Origin of the sequence: Aeromonas media, assembly GCF_020423125.1 — a bacterium.
GTDB classification, from domain to species: domain Bacteria; phylum Pseudomonadota; class Gammaproteobacteria; order Enterobacterales; family Aeromonadaceae; genus Aeromonas; species Aeromonas media.
Window position 1 is genome coordinate 1,248,710 of record NZ_CP075564.1, and the last position, 17,775, is coordinate 1,266,484.

Here is a 17,775-nt window from a genome sequence, read left to right on the forward strand (position 1 = left end):
AGCGGAGATGACGGGTGAAGATTAAGCGGTTTTTTGCCAAAGACATGCGCACGGCGCTGGCCGAGGTCAAGGAGACTCTCGGGCCGGATGCCGTCATCATGTCCAACAAAAAGGTCACCGGTGGGGTGGAGATAGTCGCGGCCGTCGATTATCAGTCCCAGGTGCCTGGACCTAAAGATGCGCCGGTTCGCCGTCAGTTGAACGATGAGAGCGTCAATATCTCGTCTGCGGGCAAGCAGATGACGCGCTCGGCTCCCCCCAAGGAGCAGAACGAATACTATGCCGATACCCTGGCGGCCCTGCTGGCACGCCAGCAGAAGCTCAACCCGGCCAACCCGGCGGGCGGCAATGCCGCCCCGGGGTCATGGTCTGCCAATGGGACGGGCAACGGTAGTCCTGCCGCTGCCTCCTGGCCCGCCAATGGCGGTGCCGGCACCCAGTCCGCCGGGCTGGCTGCGGCCGGCAGCGCCCCCAGAACCCTGGCCGAACAGGGCCAGTGGGGGGCCGCCCCCGAGCCCGCCAAGCCGAAGGCGCGTCCTGCCCCCGGCCCCCGTGCCGCCCAGGCCCCCCAGCGGGATCAGGAGATGGAGGGGATGCGCAAGGAGATGGCCAGCATCCGCAAGCTGCTGGAGCACCAGATCTCCGGTCTGATGTGGCAGGAGGTGGAGCGCCGCGAGCCGATGCGGGCGCTGCTCATCAAGGAACTCAAGAAGATGGGGTTCGACGATGCCTTCGCCGATCAGCTCGCCGGACTTATCCCGGAAGACATGCCCATCCATCAGGCCATGGCCCAGCTGGCCGAGGTGCTGACGGCCCAGCTCAAGATCAGCGAAGACGACATCTTGCGCCAGGGCGGCGCCGTGGCCCTGCTCGGCCCGACCGGGGTCGGCAAGACCACCACCATCGCCAAGCTGGCGGCTCGGTTTGCCATGAAGTACGGCGCCGAGCAGGTGGCCCTCATCACCACGGACAACTACAGGATCGGGGCCCACGAACAGTTGCAGACCTATGGTCGCATCATGGGTTGCCCGGTGCGCCAGGTGCGGGACGCCGAAGAGCTGGCCAATGCGCTCTATCAGTTCCGTCACCGCCGGTTGGTGCTTATCGACACCGCCGGGGTAGGGCAGCGGGATATCCGCCTGACCGAGCAGCTCGACACCCTGGTGAAGAATGCCAAGGTGCGCATTCGCAGCTACCTGGTGATGTCCGCCACCTCCCAGCGCCGGGTGATGCAGGAGGCGGTGGATCACTTCCGGCGCATTCCGCTCTCCGGTTGCATCCTGACCAAGCTCGACGAGAGCCTGAATCTGGGTGAAGTGATTAACGTATGCATCCAGAACGCCCTGCCCATCAGCTACATCACCGATGGACAGCGGGTGCCGGAAGATATTCAAGTTGCCAATGCGGCGCTGCTGGTCGGCGCGGCCATGGGCTCGCTGGAGCGGGAAACAGAAGACCCTTACTTCTGGGGTTCAGGTTTTGGCGAGGCCGAAGATTCGGAGTTTTATGAGTAACATGTATATGGATCAGGCGAGTGGTCTGCGCAAAATGCGTCAAAACAATCGAGTGAAAGTGATCGCCGTGTCTGGAGGCAAGGGGGGCGTTGGCAAGACCAACGTGACCCTGAACGTGGCTGGCGCCATGGCCGCCCAGGGCAAGCGGGTGTTGGTGCTGGATGCCGACCTGGGTCTGGCCAACGTCGACGTCATGCTGGGGCTGCGGGTGCACCGCAACCTCTCCCATGTGCTGGCCGGGGAGTGCACCATAGACGACATCATCGTCGAGGGGCCCTACGGCATGATGATAGTGCCGGCCACCTCGGGCACCCAGTCCATGGTCGAGCTGTCGCCGGTGCAACATGCCGAGCTCATTCGCGCCTTCAGCGAGATGAAGACCCAGGTAGACGTGCTGCTGGTGGACACGGCGGCGGGGATCTCCGACATGGTGCTGAGCTTCACCCGTGCGGCCCAGGACATCATGGTGGTGGTCTGCGACGAGCCTACCTCCATCACGGATGCCTATGCCCTCATCAAGATCCTCTCCAAGGATCACGGGGTGTTCCGCTTCAAGGTGGTGGCCAACATGGTGCGCTCCCTGCGCGAGGGACAGGAGCTCTTCGCCAAGTTGACCCGGGTCACCGACCGCTTCTTGGACACCTCCCTCGAGCTGGTGGCCTGCGTGCCTTACGACACCAACCTGCGGGCCGCGGTGCGCAAGCAGAAGCTGATCGTCGAGGCGTTCCCCAAGTCGCCCGCCTCCCTGGCATTCCGTGCCCTGGCGAACAAGGCGGCGAGCTGGCCCATCCCGAACCAACCGGGGGGACACCTCGAATTTTTCCTGGAAAATTTATTGCAAAAGCCGGTCATAGCACAGGAAGACTCCCGTGAATAAAGCCCAAGCATACTTGCGTCATCAGGATTCCTACGTGCTGGTGGAGCGTCACGCTCCCCTGGTCAAGCGGATTGCCCAGCATTTATTGGCTCGCCTGCCAAGCAGTGTCTTGCTGGATGACCTGATCCAGGCAGGTATGATTGGGCTGCTCGAAGCCTCCCGCAACTTTGACGGCAGCAAGGGCGCCAGCTTTGAAACCTATGCCGGCATCCGCATCCGCGGCGCCATGCTCGACGAGATCCGCCGCGGGGACTGGGTGCCCCGCTCGGTGCATCGCAACAGCCGTGCCATCGCCGAGGCGATCGAGAACGTGGAGCAGGCCCATGGCCGGGATGCCAGAGACACCGAGGTGGCCGCCAACATGGGGGTCTCCCTGGGTGAATACCATGCCATGCTGCAGGATGTCTCCTGCGGCAAGATCATCGGCATCGAGGATCTCGGGGTCAGCGAGGATGTGATAGGGCATCCCGATGACGCCAGCGGTCACGGCGGCTTCGACGATCTGGCGGCCGAGCGCTTCCAGGGCGCCCTGGCCGAGCACATCGCCCGCCTGCCCGAACGGGAAGCCCTGGTGCTGTCACTGTATTACGACGAAGAGCTGAACTTGCGTGAAATCGGGGAAGTCCTGAGCGTCAGCGAGTCTCGGGTGAGCCAGATCCACAGCCAGGCCATGCACAGGCTGCGGGCCCGTCTGAGAGATTGGAATTTATAAGTGGTTGTACTGGCTACACTGGAACGCAACTCTAAGGCATAATCCGCACCATAAAACCTGCGATCTGCATCATGTAAGTGAGCCGTTTTGGCGGCTATTTAGGAGGGAATTTTGGACAAGAACATGAAAATCCTCATCGTCGACGATTTTTCAACGATGCGCCGGATTATCAAGAACTTGCTGCGTGACCTGGGATATAACAATACCCATGAAGCAGACGATGGCAACACGGCCCTGCCGATGTTGAAAAACGGCGATTATCAATTCGTGGTCACCGACTGGAACATGCCCGGCATGCAGGGTATCGACCTGCTCAAGGCGATCCGTCTCGATGACAAACTCAAGCACCTGCCGGTACTGATGGTGACTGCGGAAGCCAAGCGCGAGCAGATCATCGAAGCCGCCCAGGCCGGGGTCAATGGTTATATCGTCAAGCCGTTCACTGCCGCCACCCTCAAAGAGAAGCTCGACAAGATCTTTGAACGAATCGGCTAAGGAGCGGCAGGGATGAAGGCCAAAACGAGTGCCATGATCTCGCTTGAACAGGCAAGGATGCTGGTTGCCCACCTGGAGCGAGAAGAGTTTGAACAGGCCGATACCATCCTCGCCGATGTGTGCGCCCCCAATGCGGCGGCCCTGTTTGACAAGGTGGGGCAGCTGACCCGTCAGTTACACAACTCACTGCAAGATTTTCGCCTGGATCCCAGGATCCCCGACCTGGCCACCCACGAGATCCCGGATGCCCGGGAGCGTCTCAGCTATGTCATCGACATGACGGACAAGGCGGCCAATCGCACAATGGATGCGGTAGAGGCCAGCCTTCCCATCGCCGATCGGCTCAATGACAACATTCAGCTGGTGATGCCCAATTGGAATGCCTTGATGAGCCGGGATCTTGAACTGGGCCAGTTCAAGGCACTCTGCCATCAACTGAATGATTTTATTAAGGCTTCGGAGACGGATGCCGATAAGTTACGACAACTGCTGACTGAAATCCTGATGGCTCAGGATTTCCAGGACTTGACCGGTCAGATGATCCGCAAGGTGATCAAGCTGGTGCAGGAAGTTGAAACAAAGTTGATAGAGATGCTGACCATGTTTGGTGAGGCCGTCATCGAGAATTCGGCGCGCAGCCTGCCAGCGAGCGGCATCGAGGCAGAAGGCCCCATCATGAACCCGCAGACAAGGTCCGATGTGGTCAATGGTCAAGATGATGTGGACGATCTGCTGTCTAGCCTGGGATTCTAATGGAGTGACGCATGGCCTTCGAAGTTGATGAAGACATACTGCAAGACTTTTTGGTCGAAGCATCAGAAATATTGGAACAGTTGTCTGAACAACTGGTCGACTTGGAAAAGCGGCCCGATGACAAGAATCTGTTGAATGCCATCTTTCGCGGCTTCCACACCGTCAAGGGGGGAGCGGGTTTCCTCTCCCTGACCGAGCTGGTGGACGTCTGCCACGGTGCCGAGAACCTGTTCGACATGCTGCGCAACGGCAAGCGAACCCTCAGTGCCGAGCTGATGGATGTCATTTTGCAGGCCCTTGATGCCATCAACGTCATGTTTGCCCAGGTGCAGAACCGGGAGCCGACCAGCCCGGCCTCTGCCGATCTGCTGCACGATCTGCACGAGTTGTGCAAACCCGAAGGGCAGGAGCAACTGCGTACCGCCAGCGTTGCCGCCCCGCAGCAGCCAGAACCCGAGCCCGAACCCGTCATCGTCGCCGAGAGTGCGCCTGTTGCCGTCAACGGTGGCGGCTCCATCGACGAGATCTCCGCCGACGAATTCGAGCGCCTGCTGGATGAACTGCACGGTGCCGGCAAGGCGCCGACGGTGTCTGCCGCCCCCGTGTTGAGCGGCTCGGGCGACATCACGGACGATGAGTTCGAGGCCTTGCTCGATCAGCTGCACGGCCAGGGCCAACACGGCGGTGCCCCGGATCTTTCCCCGCTGCAATCGGTACAAAAAGAGGTGGACGAGCTCATCGACGACGACGAGTTCGAACGCCTGCTGGATGAATTACATGGCCGTGGCCAGGCGCCGCAGCACAGCATGGTGGCTGCACCGGCTCCCGAGCCCAAGGCTCCCGCCGCGCCTGTGACCCCGCCCAAGGCGCCGGTCGCGGCCAGCGCCGCCCCCGCCAAACCCGCCCCTGCGCCGGCCAAACCGGCCCCGGCACCCGCCCCTGCCAAGCAGGCGGCCCCCGAGAGCAGTGCGGTGCAAAACGACACCACGGTGCGGGTGGATACCAAGACCCTGGACGTCATCATGAACATGGTGGGGGAACTAGTGCTGGTGCGAAACCGCCTGGTGAGCCTCGGCATCGCCAGCAATGACGAAGAGATGTCCAAGGCGGTGGCCAACCTGGATGTGGTGACCGCTGATCTGCAGGGCGCGGTCATGAAGACCCGCATGCAACCTATCAAGAAAGTCTTCGGCCGCTTCCCTCGCGTCGTGCGCGATCTCGCCCGCACCCTCAAGAAAGATATCGAGCTGGTGATGGTGGGTGAAGAGACGGATCTCGACAAGAACCTGGTAGAGGCCCTGGCCGATCCCCTGGTTCACCTGGTGCGCAACTCCTGCGATCACGGGGTCGAGATGCCAGACGTGCGGGAAAAGGCGGGCAAGCCCCGTCAGGGCACCATCACCCTGAGCGCCTCCCAGCAGGGTGACCATATCCTGCTCTGCATCGAAGATGACGGCGCTGGCATGGATCCGGAGAAGCTCAAAGCCATCGCCATCAGCCGTGGTGTGCTCGATGCCGACAGCGCGGCGCGCATGAGCGACAACGATGCCTACAACCTGATCTTCGCCCCCGGTTTCTCCACCAAGTCCGAGATCTCCGACATCTCCGGCCGTGGCGTCGGCATGGATGTGGTGAAAACCAGCATCGTCAGCCTCAATGGCTCGGTGCACATCGATTCGACCTGGGGCAAGGGCACCCGCCTCGAGATCAAGGTGCCCCTGACCCTGGCCATACTGCCGACCCTGATGGTGGAAGTGGGTGAACAGACCTTTGCCCTGCCGCTGGGCTGCGTGAACGAAATCTTCCACCTGGATCTGAAGAAGGCCAACGTGGTGGACGGCCAGCTCACCATCATAGTGCGCGACAAGGCGATCCCGCTGTTCTACCTGCACAAGTGGCTGGTCCGTGGTGCCGGCAAGACGGCCCGTCAGGACACAGGCCATGTGGTCATCGTCCAGATCGGCACCCAGCAGGTGGGCTTCGTGGTGGACAACCTCATCGGTCAGGAAGAGGTGGTGATCAAGCCTCTGGACAATCTGCTGCAAGGGACCCCCGGCATGGCCGGCGCCACCATCACCAGCGATGGCGGCATCGCCCTCATCCTGGACGTGCCCAGCCTGCTCAAGGCTTATGCCCGCCGCCACTGAGCGGCTGGCTCAAGGAGTTAAAAGAATAACAATGGCAGTCAAGGTATTAGTGGTCGACGATTCGAGTTTCTTCCGTCGCCGGGTCAGCGAGATCATCAATCAGGACCCTCTGATGACGGTGATCGACACGGCCCAGAACGGCCGGGAAGCGGTAGACAAGGCGCTGCAGTTGCGGCCTGACGTCATCACCATGGACATCGAAATGCCGGTGCTAGACGGCATCAGCGCCGTGCGCGAGATCATGGCCAAGTGTCCGACCCCCATATTGATGTTCTCCTCGCTGACCCATGAGGGGGCCAAGGCGACCCTGGATGCACTGGATGCCGGCGCCCTCGATTTTCTGCCCAAGAAGTTTGAAGACATCGCCCGTGACAAGGATGAGGCGGTCAAGCTGCTGCAACAGCGCGTCAGGGAGATTGCCCGCAAGCGCTTCCTGATGGCGGCCACCAGACCCCGGGCGCCGGAGCCCGCGGTGCGTCCCGCCCTCGGTGCTGCCCTGGCACGTCCTCTTGAGCGCCAGCCAGAACCGGTCCGCGCCGCCGCAGCCCCCGCCAGCTTCAAGCGCAGCGGCAAGAGCTATCAGTTGGTGGCCATCGGCACCTCCACCGGCGGTCCGGTGGCGCTGCAGAATGTGCTGACCAAGCTGCCGGGAGATTTCCCCCATCCGATTTTGTTAATCCAGCATATGCCGGCCACCTTCACCGCGGCCTTCGCCGCCCGTCTCAACGGCTTGTGCCAGATCGGGGTCAAGGAGGCAGAGGACGGTGACGTGCTGAGGCCTGGTCACGCCTATCTCGCCCCCGGTGGCAAGCAGATGCTGCTGGAAGGGCGTGGGCCCGGTGCTCGTCTTCGCATCATCGAGGGCAATGACAAGGTCAACTACAAGCCCTGTGTCGACATCACCTTCGCCTCGGCCGCCAAAATCTACGGCGACAAGGTGCTCGCCATCGTGTTGACCGGCATGGGGGCCGATGGCAGGGACGGGGCGCGTCTGCTCAAGGATCAGGGCGCCACCATCTGGGCGCAGGATGAAGCCTCCTGCGTGGTCTACGGCATGCCCCAGGCGGTTGCCAAGGCGGGCATCGCCAGCGAATCCCTGCCGCTGGACAGGGTTGCCCAGCGCATCCTGGTCGAGTTGGGTCGCTGACCATGGGCATGTTCGGCCTGGTGCTGGCGCTGGCTGCCGTGGCCGTCGCCCAGTGGTGGCACGGTGGCAGCCTGCTGACCCTGCTGGATGGCCCGGCCTTCGTCATCGTGGTCGGGGGCACCTGGGGTGCCGTCATCCTGCAGACGCCCCGCAAGTACATGCTGGCCGCACTCGCCCAAGCCCGCTGGATGCTGTTTCCGCCACAGCGGGATCTGGTGCAACAGGCCGAACGCCTGCAGGCTTGGGCCCAGTTTGCGCGCCAGCAGGGGTTGCTGGCGCTGGAGAACCAGGCCGAAGAGGAGAGCGATCCCTTCACCCGCCAGGGCCTCACCATGATAGTGGACGGGGTCTCCATCGACGATATCCGCCGCCTGCTGGAGGCGGATATCGACATCGAACAGGAGCGCAACGAGCACGCTGCCAGGGTGTTCGAGGCCATGGGGGGCTACAGCCCGACCATAGGCATCATAGGGGCCGTGATAGGCCTCATCCAGGCCATGTTTCACCTGGAAGAGCCGGGCACCCTGGGCGCCGGCATCGCCATCGCCTTCGTCGCGACCATCTACGGGGTGGGCTTTGCCAACCTCCTCTATCTGCCGATAGCGAATCGCCTGCGGGCATTCCACTACCACCACGGTCTCTATCAGGAGATGACGCTGGAAGGGTTGCTGGCCATCGCCCACGGGGAGAATGGCCAGCAGGTTGAACGGCGGCTACGGGCGTATCTGAAAGGGGAATAGCCATGCGCAAGCGCTATCGTTTGCACCTGCAAGGGCGAGAACATCTCGATCGCTGGCTGGTCTCCTATGCCGATTACATGACGCTCATCTTCGCCCTCTTCGTGGTGCTCTACTCCGTAGCCATCGTCAACAAGGAGCAGTACCGCGCCGTCATCGAGGGCATGACCCAGGCATTCAACCAGGTTCCGCGTAGCGACGGCTTGCTGGAGGGGCAGGGCAACTCCCTGCTTAACCATCCGGTGTCGGCGGCGTCTTCTCTGCTGGAGAGCCAGGCCTCCCCGTCGCCTTCGCTCGCTCCTATCACGGGTACCCCGATCCAGCAAGATGGCACGGCCCTTGCCACGATCGATCTGCAGTTGCAGGAGGCCATGGGCGCCCTGGTGGAGGCCGGCGTGGTCAAGCTGGCGAAGGATGACAACTGGCTGACGGTGGAGCTGAGTTCCGGCCTGCTGTTTCGCAGCGGCAGCGCCTTTCTGGGGAGCAATGCGGCCCCGGTGCTCGATACGCTTTCAGGTATTCTGAAACCGGTCGATAACTATGTCAGGGTGCGGGGTTACACGGATAACCAGCCGATCAACAACGAAATGTTTCGCTCCAACTGGACCCTGTCTGCCGCCCGCGCCGAGGCTGTGCTCGGCGCCCTGGTGGTCAAGGGCATCGCCCCCGAGCGGCTCGCCTATGAGGCCTATGGGGAGTTCTCCCCCTTCGCCGACAACGGCAGCGAGCAGGGGCGATTACAGAATCGCAAGGTCGTGGTCGCCATCTCCAGATTCGCCTGGGTGCCGGCGTCCCCCGCCAAACCCCTGACGGCGACGCCGGCATCGGCCGCGCCACAGAGCGTCGACAGCGAGAACGTCAGAGTGGTGACGCTGCCCGGTGGTGGCATACGCATAACAACAAGGCAGGATTGATACAGTGATTGTTTGGACGGTTGCCAATCAGAAGGGTGGAGTCGGTAAAACCACCACGGTCGTCTCCCTGGCGGGCATTCTGGCCCAGCGTGGCCAGCGGGTACTGCTGATCGACACCGATCCCCATGCCTCCCTGACCTCTTATTTTGATTTTGACTCGGACCGGCTGGAGGGCACCCTCTACGAGCTGTTCCAGGCGGCCAAGCCCAGTGCCGAGCTGGTCAACCGGATGACCCTCAAGACCAAGTTCGAGAACATCCACCTGCTGCCCGCCTCCATTACCCTGGCGACCCTGGACAGGGTCATGGGCAACCGGGAAGGCATGGGGCTGGTGCTCAAGCGTGCCCTGCTCAGGGTGCAGGATCAGTATGACTATGTGCTCATCGACTGCCCGCCGGTGCTGGGGGTGATGATGGTGAACGCGCTGGCGGCCTGCGATCGCATCCTGGTGCCGGTGCAGACCGAGTTTTTGGCCTTGAAGGGGCTGGAGCGGATGATGAAGACCTTCGAGATCATGCAGCGATCCAAGCGGGACAAGTTCCGCTATACCGTGATCCCGACCATGTTCGACAAGCGTACCCGGGCGTCGCTGATGACGCTGCAATCCATCAAGGAGCAGTATGGGGAGGCGGTGTGGAATGCGGTCATTCCCATCGACACCAAATTCCGGGATGCCAGCCTGCTGCACATCCCCCCGTCCATCTATGCACCGGGCAGCCGTGGCACCTATGCCTACGAGACCCTGCTCAACCATCTCGATGCGCTGGAGCGTCAACGGACCCAGGAGGTGAAGCCATGAGAGAGACCACCCAGGTTCGGGCCATGGATGACTATTTCCACTCCCTGCTGCTCGATGACGCCCTGCTGCGGGAAGGACCGGACGACGAGCCGCCGGCCCCGGCGCTGCAGCGTCAGCCTGCTGTCTTGCCGGAATTGACCGCCGCCCCCTATCTGGAGGCTGACAACCGACTGGCGCAACTGAGCGAGCTGCTCGCCCAGGTGAGCCAGGTGCAGGATGAGATGGATGTCCTGAGCCATGAGGAGGTGCATGTCGAGCCCTTCCAGCTCGAGGTCGAGGCGGAGCCCGAGCCAGTCGAGGTGGCCCTGGTGACGCCCGAGGTGATCCCGGTGATCGCCGAGCCCGTCGCCCTGGCACTGGCCGAACCCGCGCTGGCGGCGGAACCTGAGCCTGCCCCTGCGGCCTGGGAAAACCTGGATACCGGCAACGAGTTTCAGGCGCTCTTCTTCGACGTGGCCGGGGTGACCTTCGCGGTACCCCTGACCGAGCTCGGCGGCATTCACCAGCTGGGGGAGGTGACCTCCCTGTTCGGCCAGCCGGGCTGGTACAAGGGGATCATGACCTCCCGGGAGCAGAAGATGAACGTGGTCGACACGGCCCAGTGGGTCATGCCGGGCCAGCATCTGGAGATAGACGAGTACAAATATCTGATTATGCTGGGGGAATCACCCTGGGGACTGGCTTGTCATCAGTTGAAGGGCACCGAACTGCTGCATCGGGATCAGGTGAAGTGGCGCCATCAGGAGGGGAAACGCCCCTGGCTGGCGGGCATGGTCAAGGAGAAGATGTGTGCCCTGCTGCACGTCAGGGAGCTCTTGGTGCTCCTTGGCCGAGGCGTGAACATTGAAGGCCGCTGACAACATCGGCACCGCCATGGTTTTATTGCTAATTTTACCCGTTGACGGGTTCATACAAGGATCAAGAAGATGACAGAGAAGCGCAATATTGCACAGAATCTGGCCGAGGACGAAGTGCTGCAGTGGGTGACCTTCCAGTTGGAAAACGAGACCTATGGCATCAACGTGATGCAGGTCCAGGAGGTGTTGCGCTACACCGAGATAGCCCCGGTACCGGGTGCGCCAGACTATGTGCTGGGCATCATCAACCTGCGTGGCAACGTGGTGACCGTCATCGACACTCGCTCCCGCTTCGGCCTGCCGGCCGGGGATGTGAGCGAGAATTCGCGCATCGTCATCATTGAGGCGGAGAAGCAGGTGATCGGCATCATGGTGGACAGCGTGGCCGAGGTGGTCTATCTGCGCTCCTCCGAGATCGACGCTGCCCCGGCAGTGGGCACCGAGGAGAGCGCCAAGTTCATCCAGGGTGTGAGCAACCGCGACGGTCAGCTGCTGATCCTGGTGGATCTCAACAAGCTGCTCTCCGACGAAGAGTGGGACGATATCGGCTCCCTGTAACGGCGCGTCAAAAAGTGATACAACAGCGGTCCCGGATTTGCCCGCGGCACCTTGACGCCGAGCGGGACCCTGTGATGAGGAAGGTGACAGTTTGATGATTGAATTAGCAGCCTTGGGGTTGTCCTTGTTGGCGCTGGTGCTGGCCCTCTACGGTATTCTGGGTCACCGCCGCCGTCAGCGAGAGTCCGAGGCCAGGATGGAGACGCTGCAGGGGCAACTCGAGAGTCTGCGCAAGCAGATGATGGAGCTGCATACCGGTGCCATCGGCATGGGTCAGCGCCTGCAATCCGCCGAAGGGGCCATGCAGAAGATCCAGGATAGCCAGCAGGAGTTGACCCTGCAGGATCCGGAGCGCCGCCTCTACAGCCGCGCCGCCAAGATGGTGGAGCTTGGCGCCGATCTCGACGAGGTGATGAGCGAATGCGAGTTGCCCCAGGCCGAAGCCGAGTTGCTGATCTCCCTGCGCAAGGGGCGCACCTGACCCCTGCTTCAGATCGAGAGGGGAGGCACTGGCCGCCCCGCTCTTCCCTGCCACCCCTCCCTCTGCCCGTGCCTGGTCACTCCAGTTTCCCCCTGCCACATCTTCTTCTGCCGGTGCGCGATCTCCCCCACAAATCCTGTTGATTATTGGCATCTTTGAAAAGACGCCTCCGGATCCTGTGTTAAGATGCAGGCCGCCTCATTTTCAACGATTACATCCCCATGCTGCTTCAAGCCAACAATCTGAGCTGCGTGCGTGAAGATCGCACCCTGTTTGAACATCTCTCCTTCGCGGTGCGTTCGGGCGATCTGATGCAGATTGAAGGCCCCAACGGGGTGGGCAAGACCAGCCTGCTCCGTCTGCTGACCGGCCTCTCCCAACCCTTCGCGGGGGAGGTGTGCTGGAACGGGGAGAACATCCGCCATTGCCGGGATGAGTACCATGCCAGCCTGCTCTACCTGGGCCATCAGCCCGGCGTCAAGGCGACCCTGACCCCCCTCGAGAACCTCTCCTTCTATCAGAAGCTGCACGGCACGGCCGAGGGCGACGTGGATCTCTGGCAGGTGCTGGCCCAGGTCGGCCTCGCCGGTTTCGAGGATTATCCCGCGGGCCAGCTCTCGGCCGGGCAGCAGCGGCGGGTGGCGCTGGCCAGGCTCTGGCTGTCGGAGCGCCCGGCGCTCTGGATCCTGGACGAGCCCTTTACCGCCATCGACAAGCAGGGGGTCAAGGTGCTGGAGCGGCTGTTCCTGACTCACGCGGATCGCGGCGGCATGGTGGTTCTCACCACCCATCAGGACTTGACCCTGATGCAGGGGCGCCTGAAGACACTGTCGCTGACCTCGTTGTTGCAGGAGTAGCCATGCTGCGCGCCGTAATCCACCTTATTCACCGCGAGTTGCTGATGGCCCTGCGCCAGCGTGCCGACATCTTCAATCCGCTCTGGTTCTTCCTCATCGTCATCACCCTGTTTCCGCTCGGCATCGGGCCCGAGCCCCAGCTGCTGGCCCGCATTGCCCCCGGTATCATCTGGGTGGCGGCCCTGCTGGCTGCCATGCTCTCCCTGGAGCGGCTGTTTCGCGATGATTTCAGCGACGGCGCCCTGGAGCAGATGATGCTGATGCCCCATCCCCTCGGGTTGCTGGCGCTGGCGAAAGTGATCGCTCACTGGTTGCTGACCGGCCTGCCGCTGCTGCTGGTCTCCCCGCTGCTCGCCATCCTGCTCTCCCTGGACATCAGGACCTATCTGGCCGTGGTGGCAACCCTGGCGCTGGGCACCCCGGTGCTGAGCCTGCTCGGGGCGGTCGGGGTGGCACTGACGGCGGGGCTGCGCAAGGGGGGGGTGCTGCTCAGCCTGCTGCTGCTGCCGCTCTATATCCCGGTGCTGATCTTCGCCACCTCCGCCATCGATGCGGCGAGCATGGGGTTGCCCTACGGGGGCCAGCTCGCGATCCTGGGGGCCATGCTGGCGGGGGCCCTGACCCTGACGCCCCTGGCCATCTCGGCGGCACTGCGGGTCAGCGTCAATTGATTGATTATCAAAAAAAGCTTCTTTTGAGGCTGTTTTGTGAAGAATATAATTGAGATAGATCAAGGGGATGGCTGCTTATTGCTTTGGGGGGATATGATGTTTCCCGCCGGTGGGTATGGTAGCCCTCGCCACTTAAAAATTAATAACTGAAAGGTTCCGTGAGCTATGTGGAAATGGTTGCACCCTTATGCCAAACCCGAGCGCGCCTATGGGCTGGCCGGCACCCTGCTGCCCTGGTTTGTCGTGACAAGCCTGCTTGCCTTCATCATAGGCACGGTCTGGGGGCTGGCCTTTGCCCCCGCCGATTATCAGCAGGGAGACTCTTTCAGGATCATCTACATCCACGTGCCTGCCGCCATCCTCTCCATGGGGGCCTACTCAACCATGGCGGTGGCGGCCTTCATCGGGCTGGTGTGGCAACTGCGCATGGCGGACATGACGGTGGCGGCCATCGCCCCGGTGGGCGCCGTGTTCACCTTCATCGCGCTGTTTACCGGCGCCGCTTGGGGCAAGCCCATGTGGGGCACCTGGTGGGTGTGGGATGCGCGCCTCACCTCCGAGCTCATCCTGCTGTTTCTCTATCTTGGCGTCATCGCGCTGTACAACGCCTTCAGCGACAAGGTGGTGGCGGGTCGCGCCGCCGGCATCCTGGCGCTGGTGGGGGTGATCAACCTGCCCATCATTCACTACTCGGTGGAGTGGTGGAACACCCTGCATCAGGGCGCCTCCATCACCAAGTTTGACAAGCCCTCCATCTCCCCCGAGATGCTGTGGCCCTTGCTCATCATGATATTGGCGTTTGCGGCCTTCCTCGGGGCCCTGACCCTGATGCGTTTCAGGAATGAACTCCTGATGCGGGAGTGGCATCGTCCCTGGGTCGCCGACATCGCCAGCCAGGAGAAGTAAGCATGCACTTTGCCTCATTCAGCGACTTCATGGCCATGGGCGGTTACGCCTTCTACGTCTGGCTCTCTTTCGGTCTGACCGCGCTCTGCCTGGTCGGCATCGTCATTTCCACCCGGTTGAAAACCCGCAACCTGCTCGGTGAATTGCGCAACAAGCAGGCCCGCGAGGCCCGTCGCAAGGCGGCCCAGCAGATGGAGAACACCCTATGAACCCGAGACGCAAGAAACGCCTCACCATCATTCTGGCCATCAGCCTGGGCCTCGCCAGCGTGATCGGCCTGGTGCTCTATGCCCTCAGCCAGAACATCGATCTCTTCTATACCCCGAGCGAGCTGGTGGAAGGCAAGGGACCGGACAAGATCAAGCCGGAAGAGGGGCAGCGCCTGCGCATCGGCGGCCTGGTGGTGCCGGGCTCGGTCGAGCGGGATCCCAAGAGCCTCCAGGTGTCCTTCAAGCTGGTGGACAACGGTGGCCATCTGGTGACGGTGGAGTTCGATGGCATCCTGCCGGATCTGTTCCGGGAAGGGCAGGGCATCGTCGCCCAGGGCTCCCTCAAGGATGCCACCACTGTGGCCGCTTTCGAGGTGCTGGCCAAGCACGACGAGAACTACATGCCGCCGGAAGTGGCCGACGCCACCAATGGTATGCACTTCAAGCCCGAATATACCGAGGCACAGTTGCAAGGGGCCAAGCAATGATCCCGGCAGCCTTGACCCTGTGTTCACCTCGTGTCGCCGCCGAATCGGTATGTCTCATCGTGCAATCGAAAGGAAATAGTCAATGATCCCCGAAGTAGGGCAGTTCTCACCGTCTTATGCCTGTGCACCGGTTCTGGTCGCGGCGCAATTGAAAGGAAGTCAGCCATGATCCCTGAACTGGGGCAATTCGCACTGATCCTGGCCTTTGCCACCGCCCTGCTGCTGGGCAGCTACCCGCTGCTCGGGGCCAAGTGGGGGCGCCTCGGCATGATGTCGGCGGCCCGTCCGCTCGCCTACAGCCAGTTCCTGCTGCTGTTGCTCTCCTTCCTCTGCCTCACCTGGGCCTTCGTCGACAACGACTTCACCGTGCAGTACGTGGCCACCAACTCCAACAGCCTGCTGCCGCTGCAGTACCGCATCTCGGCGGTGTGGGGGGCCCACGAGGGTTCCCTGCTGCTCTGGGTGCTGACCCTGGGGGGCTGGACCGCGGCCGTGGCCCTGTTCAGCCGTCGCCTGCCGCTCGATGCGGTGGCGCGGGTGCTGGGGGTGCTCGGTCTCATCTCGGTGGGCTTTACCGCCTTCGTGCTGTTCACTTCTGACCCCTTCACCCGCACCCTGCCGTACTTCCCGGTGGATGGGCGCGACCTCAACCCCCTGTTGCAGGATCCCGGCCTCATCTTCCACCCCCCTATGCTCTACATGGGTTACGTGGGCTTCTCGGTGGCCTTCGCCTTCGCTATCGCCTCCCTGATGACGGGCAGGCTCGATGCCACCTGGGCGCGCTGGTCCCGTCCCTGGACCATGGCGGCCTGGGTCTTCCTGACCCTGGGAATCGTGCTCGGCTCCTGGTGGGCCTATTACGAGCTTGGCTGGGGCGGCTGGTGGTTCTGGGATCCGGTGGAAAACGCCTCCTTCATGCCCTGGCTGGCGGGCACGGCTCTGCTGCATTCCCTGGCGGTGAGCGAGAAACGCGCCACTTTCAAGGCCTGGACAGTGCTGCTGGCGCTCTCGGCCTTCTCTCTGAGCCTGCTCGGCACCTTCCTGGTGCGCTCCGGCGTGCTGGTGTCGGTCCACGCGTTTGCCTCCGACCCGACCCGCGGCCTTTTCATCCTGGGCTTCCTGCTGGCGGTGATAGGCAGCTCCTTGCTGCTGTTCGCCTTCAAGGGCTCCCAGGTCAAGAGCCACGGCAAGCACGAGCTGTGGAGTCGCGAGACCCTGCTGCTCGGTAACAACATCCTGCTGGTGGCGGGCCTGCTCACCGTGCTGCTCGGCACCTTGTTGCCGCTGGTGCACAAGGAGCTGGGGCTCGGCAGCATCTCCATCGGTACCCCCTTCTTCAACCACATCTACAGCTGGCTCATCATCCCGTTCGCCCTGCTGCTGGGGGTGGGTCCGCTGTTCCGCTGGCGCCGTCAGGAGCTCGGCGAGCTCAAGGGCAAGGTGGTGCTGGCCCTGGGGCTGAGCCTGGTCGCCGCCTTCGGGTTGCCGCAGCTCTTTGCCGGGGAGTTCAAGCCCTGGGCCGCGCTCGGCATCGGTCTGGGTAGCTGGATCATCATCACCAGCATCCAGGAGACCTGGGTGCGAGCCACCCACAAACACAGCTTTGCCACCGGGGTGCGCAAGCTCGGCAACAGCCATTGGGCCATGATCCTGGGCCATGTGGGGCTCGCGGTCAGCATCATCGGCATCGCCTGCACCCAGAACTACAGCATCGAGAAGGACTTGCGGATGCAGGCCGGTGATCGGGTGCACTTCGCCGATTACGAATTCGTGTTTGCCGGGACAGCCGAAAAGAACGGCCCCAACTACGACGGCTTCAAGGGGGTGCTGGAGGTGCACAAGAACGGCAAGCAGGTAGCCCTGCTCAAGCCCGAGAAGCGGATGTACAAGGTGAGTCGCATGCCGATGACGGAAGCCGCCATCGACGCCGGCTTCACCCGGGATCTCTATGCAGCGCTTGGCGAGCAGCTCGACAACGGCGCCTGGGCGGTGCGGATCTACTACAAGCCCTTCGTGCGCTGGATCTGGTTCGGCGGCGTCTTCATGGCCATCGGCGGCGTGCTGGCCATGCTGGACAAGCGCTACCGGTTCGGCCGTCGTGACGAGGAGGCCAAGGCATGAGCAAGAAGACCTGGTTATTTCTGCTGCCCTTCATCATCTTCCTGATGGGTGCCCTGTTCCTGTTCAAGGGGCTCTACTCCGACCCCACCAAGCTGGAATCCGTGATGGTGGACAAGGAGGTGCCCGTGTTCACCCTGCAGGACATCTATGACCTCGACAAGCAGCATGACAGGAGCATCTTCAAGGGGCGTCCCATGCTGCTCAACGTCTGGGCCACTTGGTGTCCGACCTGCTATGGGGAGCACACCTACCTCAAGCAGCTGGCGGGGCAGGGCATTCCCATCGTCGGCATGAACTACAAGGATGAGCGGGACAAGGCCATCAAATGGCTGGCGGAGCTCGGCAATCCCTATGAGGTCAATCTCTACGATCCGGACGGCATGTTGGGGCTGGATCTCGGGGTTTACGGCGCGCCCGAGACCTTCTTCATCGACAGCCAGGGCATCATCCGCTATCGCCACGTGGGGGACGTGAACCCGGAAGTCTGGGCCTCGACCCTCAAACCCATCTTCGATGCCATGAAGTGAGGGCA

20 protein-coding genes are annotated in these 17,775 nt (G+C 62.3%); all 20 read left to right on the plus strand.

Features of this window, described 5'->3' with window-relative positions; genetic code table 11:
• Positions 1-14: 14 nt before the first annotated feature.
• The 20 genes from flhF (at position 15) to KI797_RS06040 (ending at position 17,770) form a co-directional block, all read left to right on the plus strand.
• Complete coding sequence (gene flhF / locus KI797_RS05945; RefSeq protein ID WP_226172005.1) at positions 15-1,514, plus strand: flagellar biosynthesis protein FlhF; 1,500 nt, start codon at positions 15-17, stop codon at positions 1,512-1,514.
• Between the two features lies 1 nt (position 1,515).
• Positions 1,516-2,391: a MinD/ParA family protein gene (locus KI797_RS05950; RefSeq protein ID WP_025326254.1), complete on the plus strand. Its 876-nt coding sequence runs from the start codon at positions 1,516-1,518 to the stop codon at positions 2,389-2,391.
• Positions 2,384-3,103: an RNA polymerase sigma factor FliA gene (locus tag KI797_RS05955; protein WP_025326255.1), complete on the plus strand. Its 720-nt coding sequence runs from the start codon at positions 2,384-2,386 to the stop codon at positions 3,101-3,103. The genes KI797_RS05950 and KI797_RS05955 overlap by 8 nt, the downstream gene beginning before the upstream one ends.
• A 123-nt stretch (positions 3,104-3,226) precedes the next feature.
• Positions 3,227-3,598 carry a chemotaxis response regulator CheY gene (gene cheY, locus KI797_RS05960; RefSeq protein ID WP_425266319.1) on the plus strand — a complete coding sequence of 124 codons (372 nt, stop codon included), beginning with the start codon at positions 3,227-3,229 and terminating at the stop codon, positions 3,596-3,598.
• A 12-nt stretch (positions 3,599-3,610) separates the two neighbouring features.
• Positions 3,611-4,351: a protein phosphatase CheZ gene (locus KI797_RS05965; RefSeq protein WP_025326257.1), complete on the plus strand. Its 741-nt coding sequence runs from the start codon at positions 3,611-3,613 to the stop codon at positions 4,349-4,351.
• 11 nt (positions 4,352-4,362) lie between these two features.
• Complete coding sequence (locus KI797_RS05970; protein ID WP_214006112.1) at positions 4,363-6,498, plus strand: chemotaxis protein CheA; 2,136 nt, start codon at positions 4,363-4,365, stop codon at positions 6,496-6,498.
• A gap of 31 nt (positions 6,499-6,529) precedes the next feature.
• Positions 6,530-7,645 carry a protein-glutamate methylesterase/protein-glutamine glutaminase gene (locus tag KI797_RS05975; RefSeq protein ID WP_042648461.1) on the plus strand — a complete coding sequence of 372 codons (1,116 nt, stop codon included), beginning with the start codon at positions 6,530-6,532 and terminating at the stop codon, positions 7,643-7,645.
• A 2-nt stretch (positions 7,646-7,647) separates the two neighbouring features.
• On the plus strand, positions 7,648-8,385 hold the full coding sequence (locus KI797_RS05980; protein ID WP_042648460.1) for a flagellar motor protein: 738 nt from the start codon (positions 7,648-7,650) through the stop codon (positions 8,383-8,385).
• 2 nt (positions 8,386-8,387) lie between these two features.
• On the plus strand, positions 8,388-9,296 hold the full coding sequence (locus KI797_RS05985) for a flagellar motor protein MotB (RefSeq protein ID WP_042648459.1): 909 nt from the start codon (positions 8,388-8,390) through the stop codon (positions 9,294-9,296).
• Positions 9,297-9,300: 4 nt separating this feature from the next.
• The gene (locus KI797_RS05990) at positions 9,301-10,095 is read left to right on the plus strand and encodes a ParA family protein (RefSeq protein ID WP_042648458.1); all 795 of its coding nucleotides are present in this window, start codon (positions 9,301-9,303) and stop codon (positions 10,093-10,095) included.
• Positions 10,092-10,952: a chemotaxis protein CheW gene (locus KI797_RS05995; RefSeq protein ID WP_226172008.1), complete on the plus strand. Its 861-nt coding sequence runs from the start codon at positions 10,092-10,094 to the stop codon at positions 10,950-10,952. Before KI797_RS05990 ends, KI797_RS05995 begins: the two co-directional genes overlap by 4 nt.
• A 69-nt stretch (positions 10,953-11,021) precedes the next feature.
• Positions 11,022-11,510: a chemotaxis protein CheW gene (locus KI797_RS06000; RefSeq protein WP_005333026.1), complete on the plus strand. Its 489-nt coding sequence runs from the start codon at positions 11,022-11,024 to the stop codon at positions 11,508-11,510.
• Positions 11,511-11,604: 94 nt separating this feature from the next.
• The gene (locus KI797_RS06005; RefSeq protein ID WP_042648456.1) at positions 11,605-11,991 is read left to right on the plus strand and encodes a DUF2802 domain-containing protein; all 387 of its coding nucleotides are present in this window, start codon (positions 11,605-11,607) and stop codon (positions 11,989-11,991) included.
• 221 nt (positions 11,992-12,212) lie between these two features.
• On the plus strand, positions 12,213-12,848 hold the full coding sequence (ccmA, locus tag KI797_RS06010) for a cytochrome c biogenesis heme-transporting ATPase CcmA (protein ID WP_042648455.1): 636 nt from the start codon (positions 12,213-12,215) through the stop codon (positions 12,846-12,848).
• 2 nt (positions 12,849-12,850) lie between these two features.
• Positions 12,851-13,519: a heme exporter protein CcmB gene (gene ccmB, locus KI797_RS06015; RefSeq protein ID WP_043129052.1), complete on the plus strand. Its 669-nt coding sequence runs from the start codon at positions 12,851-12,853 to the stop codon at positions 13,517-13,519.
• Between the two features lie 165 nt (positions 13,520-13,684).
• Positions 13,685-14,425, plus strand: a complete 741-nt coding sequence (locus tag KI797_RS06020) for a heme ABC transporter permease (RefSeq protein ID WP_005333032.1) — start codon at positions 13,685-13,687, stop codon at positions 14,423-14,425.
• 2 nt (positions 14,426-14,427) lie between these two features.
• Positions 14,428-14,634: a heme exporter protein CcmD gene (ccmD, locus tag KI797_RS06025; RefSeq protein ID WP_025326268.1), complete on the plus strand. Its 207-nt coding sequence runs from the start codon at positions 14,428-14,430 to the stop codon at positions 14,632-14,634.
• On the plus strand, positions 14,631-15,122 hold the full coding sequence (gene ccmE / locus KI797_RS06030; RefSeq protein ID WP_043129054.1) for a cytochrome c maturation protein CcmE: 492 nt from the start codon (positions 14,631-14,633) through the stop codon (positions 15,120-15,122). The genes ccmD and ccmE overlap by 4 nt, the downstream gene beginning before the upstream one ends.
• A 165-nt stretch (positions 15,123-15,287) precedes the next feature.
• Positions 15,288-17,243 (plus strand): heme lyase CcmF/NrfE family subunit, encoded by a 1,956-nt coding sequence (locus KI797_RS06035; RefSeq protein ID WP_042648585.1) that lies wholly within the window; start codon positions 15,288-15,290, stop codon positions 17,241-17,243.
• Positions 17,240-17,770, plus strand: coding sequence for a DsbE family thiol:disulfide interchange protein (locus KI797_RS06040; protein ID WP_043129055.1), 531 nt, complete (start codon positions 17,240-17,242; stop codon positions 17,768-17,770). The genes KI797_RS06035 and KI797_RS06040 overlap by 4 nt, the downstream gene beginning before the upstream one ends.
• Positions 17,771-17,775: the final 5 nt, after the last annotated feature.

Bases quoted from the DNA above. Each gene is read 5' to 3' on its own strand.
- KI797_RS05950 (WP_025326254.1), top strand. From the start codon at position 1,516: ATGTATATGGATCAGGCGAGTGGTCTGCGCAAAATGCGTCAAAACAAT.
- cheY (WP_425266319.1), top strand. From the start codon at position 3,227: ATGAAAATCCTCATCGTCGACGATTTTTCAACGATGCGCCGGATTATC.
- KI797_RS05965 (WP_025326257.1), top strand. From the start codon at position 3,611: ATGAAGGCCAAAACGAGTGCCATGATCTCGCTTGAACAGGCAAGGATG.
- KI797_RS05970 (WP_214006112.1), top strand. From the start codon at position 4,363: ATGGCCTTCGAAGTTGATGAAGACATACTGCAAGACTTTTTGGTCGAA.
- KI797_RS05975 (WP_042648461.1), top strand. From the start codon at position 6,530: ATGGCAGTCAAGGTATTAGTGGTCGACGATTCGAGTTTCTTCCGTCGC.
- KI797_RS05980 (WP_042648460.1), top strand. From the start codon at position 7,648: ATGGGCATGTTCGGCCTGGTGCTGGCGCTGGCTGCCGTGGCCGTCGCC.
- KI797_RS05985 (WP_042648459.1), top strand. From the start codon at position 8,388: ATGCGCAAGCGCTATCGTTTGCACCTGCAAGGGCGAGAACATCTCGAT.
- KI797_RS05995 (WP_226172008.1), top strand. From the start codon at position 10,092: ATGAGAGAGACCACCCAGGTTCGGGCCATGGATGACTATTTCCACTCC.
- KI797_RS06000 (WP_005333026.1), top strand. From the start codon at position 11,022: ATGACAGAGAAGCGCAATATTGCACAGAATCTGGCCGAGGACGAAGTG.
- KI797_RS06005 (WP_042648456.1), top strand. From the start codon at position 11,605: ATGATTGAATTAGCAGCCTTGGGGTTGTCCTTGTTGGCGCTGGTGCTG.
- ccmA (WP_042648455.1), top strand. From the start codon at position 12,213: ATGCTGCTTCAAGCCAACAATCTGAGCTGCGTGCGTGAAGATCGCACC.
- ccmB (WP_043129052.1), top strand. From the start codon at position 12,851: ATGCTGCGCGCCGTAATCCACCTTATTCACCGCGAGTTGCTGATGGCC.
- KI797_RS06020 (WP_005333032.1), top strand. From the start codon at position 13,685: ATGTGGAAATGGTTGCACCCTTATGCCAAACCCGAGCGCGCCTATGGG.
- ccmD (WP_025326268.1), top strand. From the start codon at position 14,428: ATGCACTTTGCCTCATTCAGCGACTTCATGGCCATGGGCGGTTACGCC.
- ccmE (WP_043129054.1), top strand. From the start codon at position 14,631: ATGAACCCGAGACGCAAGAAACGCCTCACCATCATTCTGGCCATCAGC.
- KI797_RS06035 (WP_042648585.1), top strand. From the start codon at position 15,288: ATGATCCCTGAACTGGGGCAATTCGCACTGATCCTGGCCTTTGCCACC.
- KI797_RS06040 (WP_043129055.1), top strand. From the start codon at position 17,240: ATGAGCAAGAAGACCTGGTTATTTCTGCTGCCCTTCATCATCTTCCTG.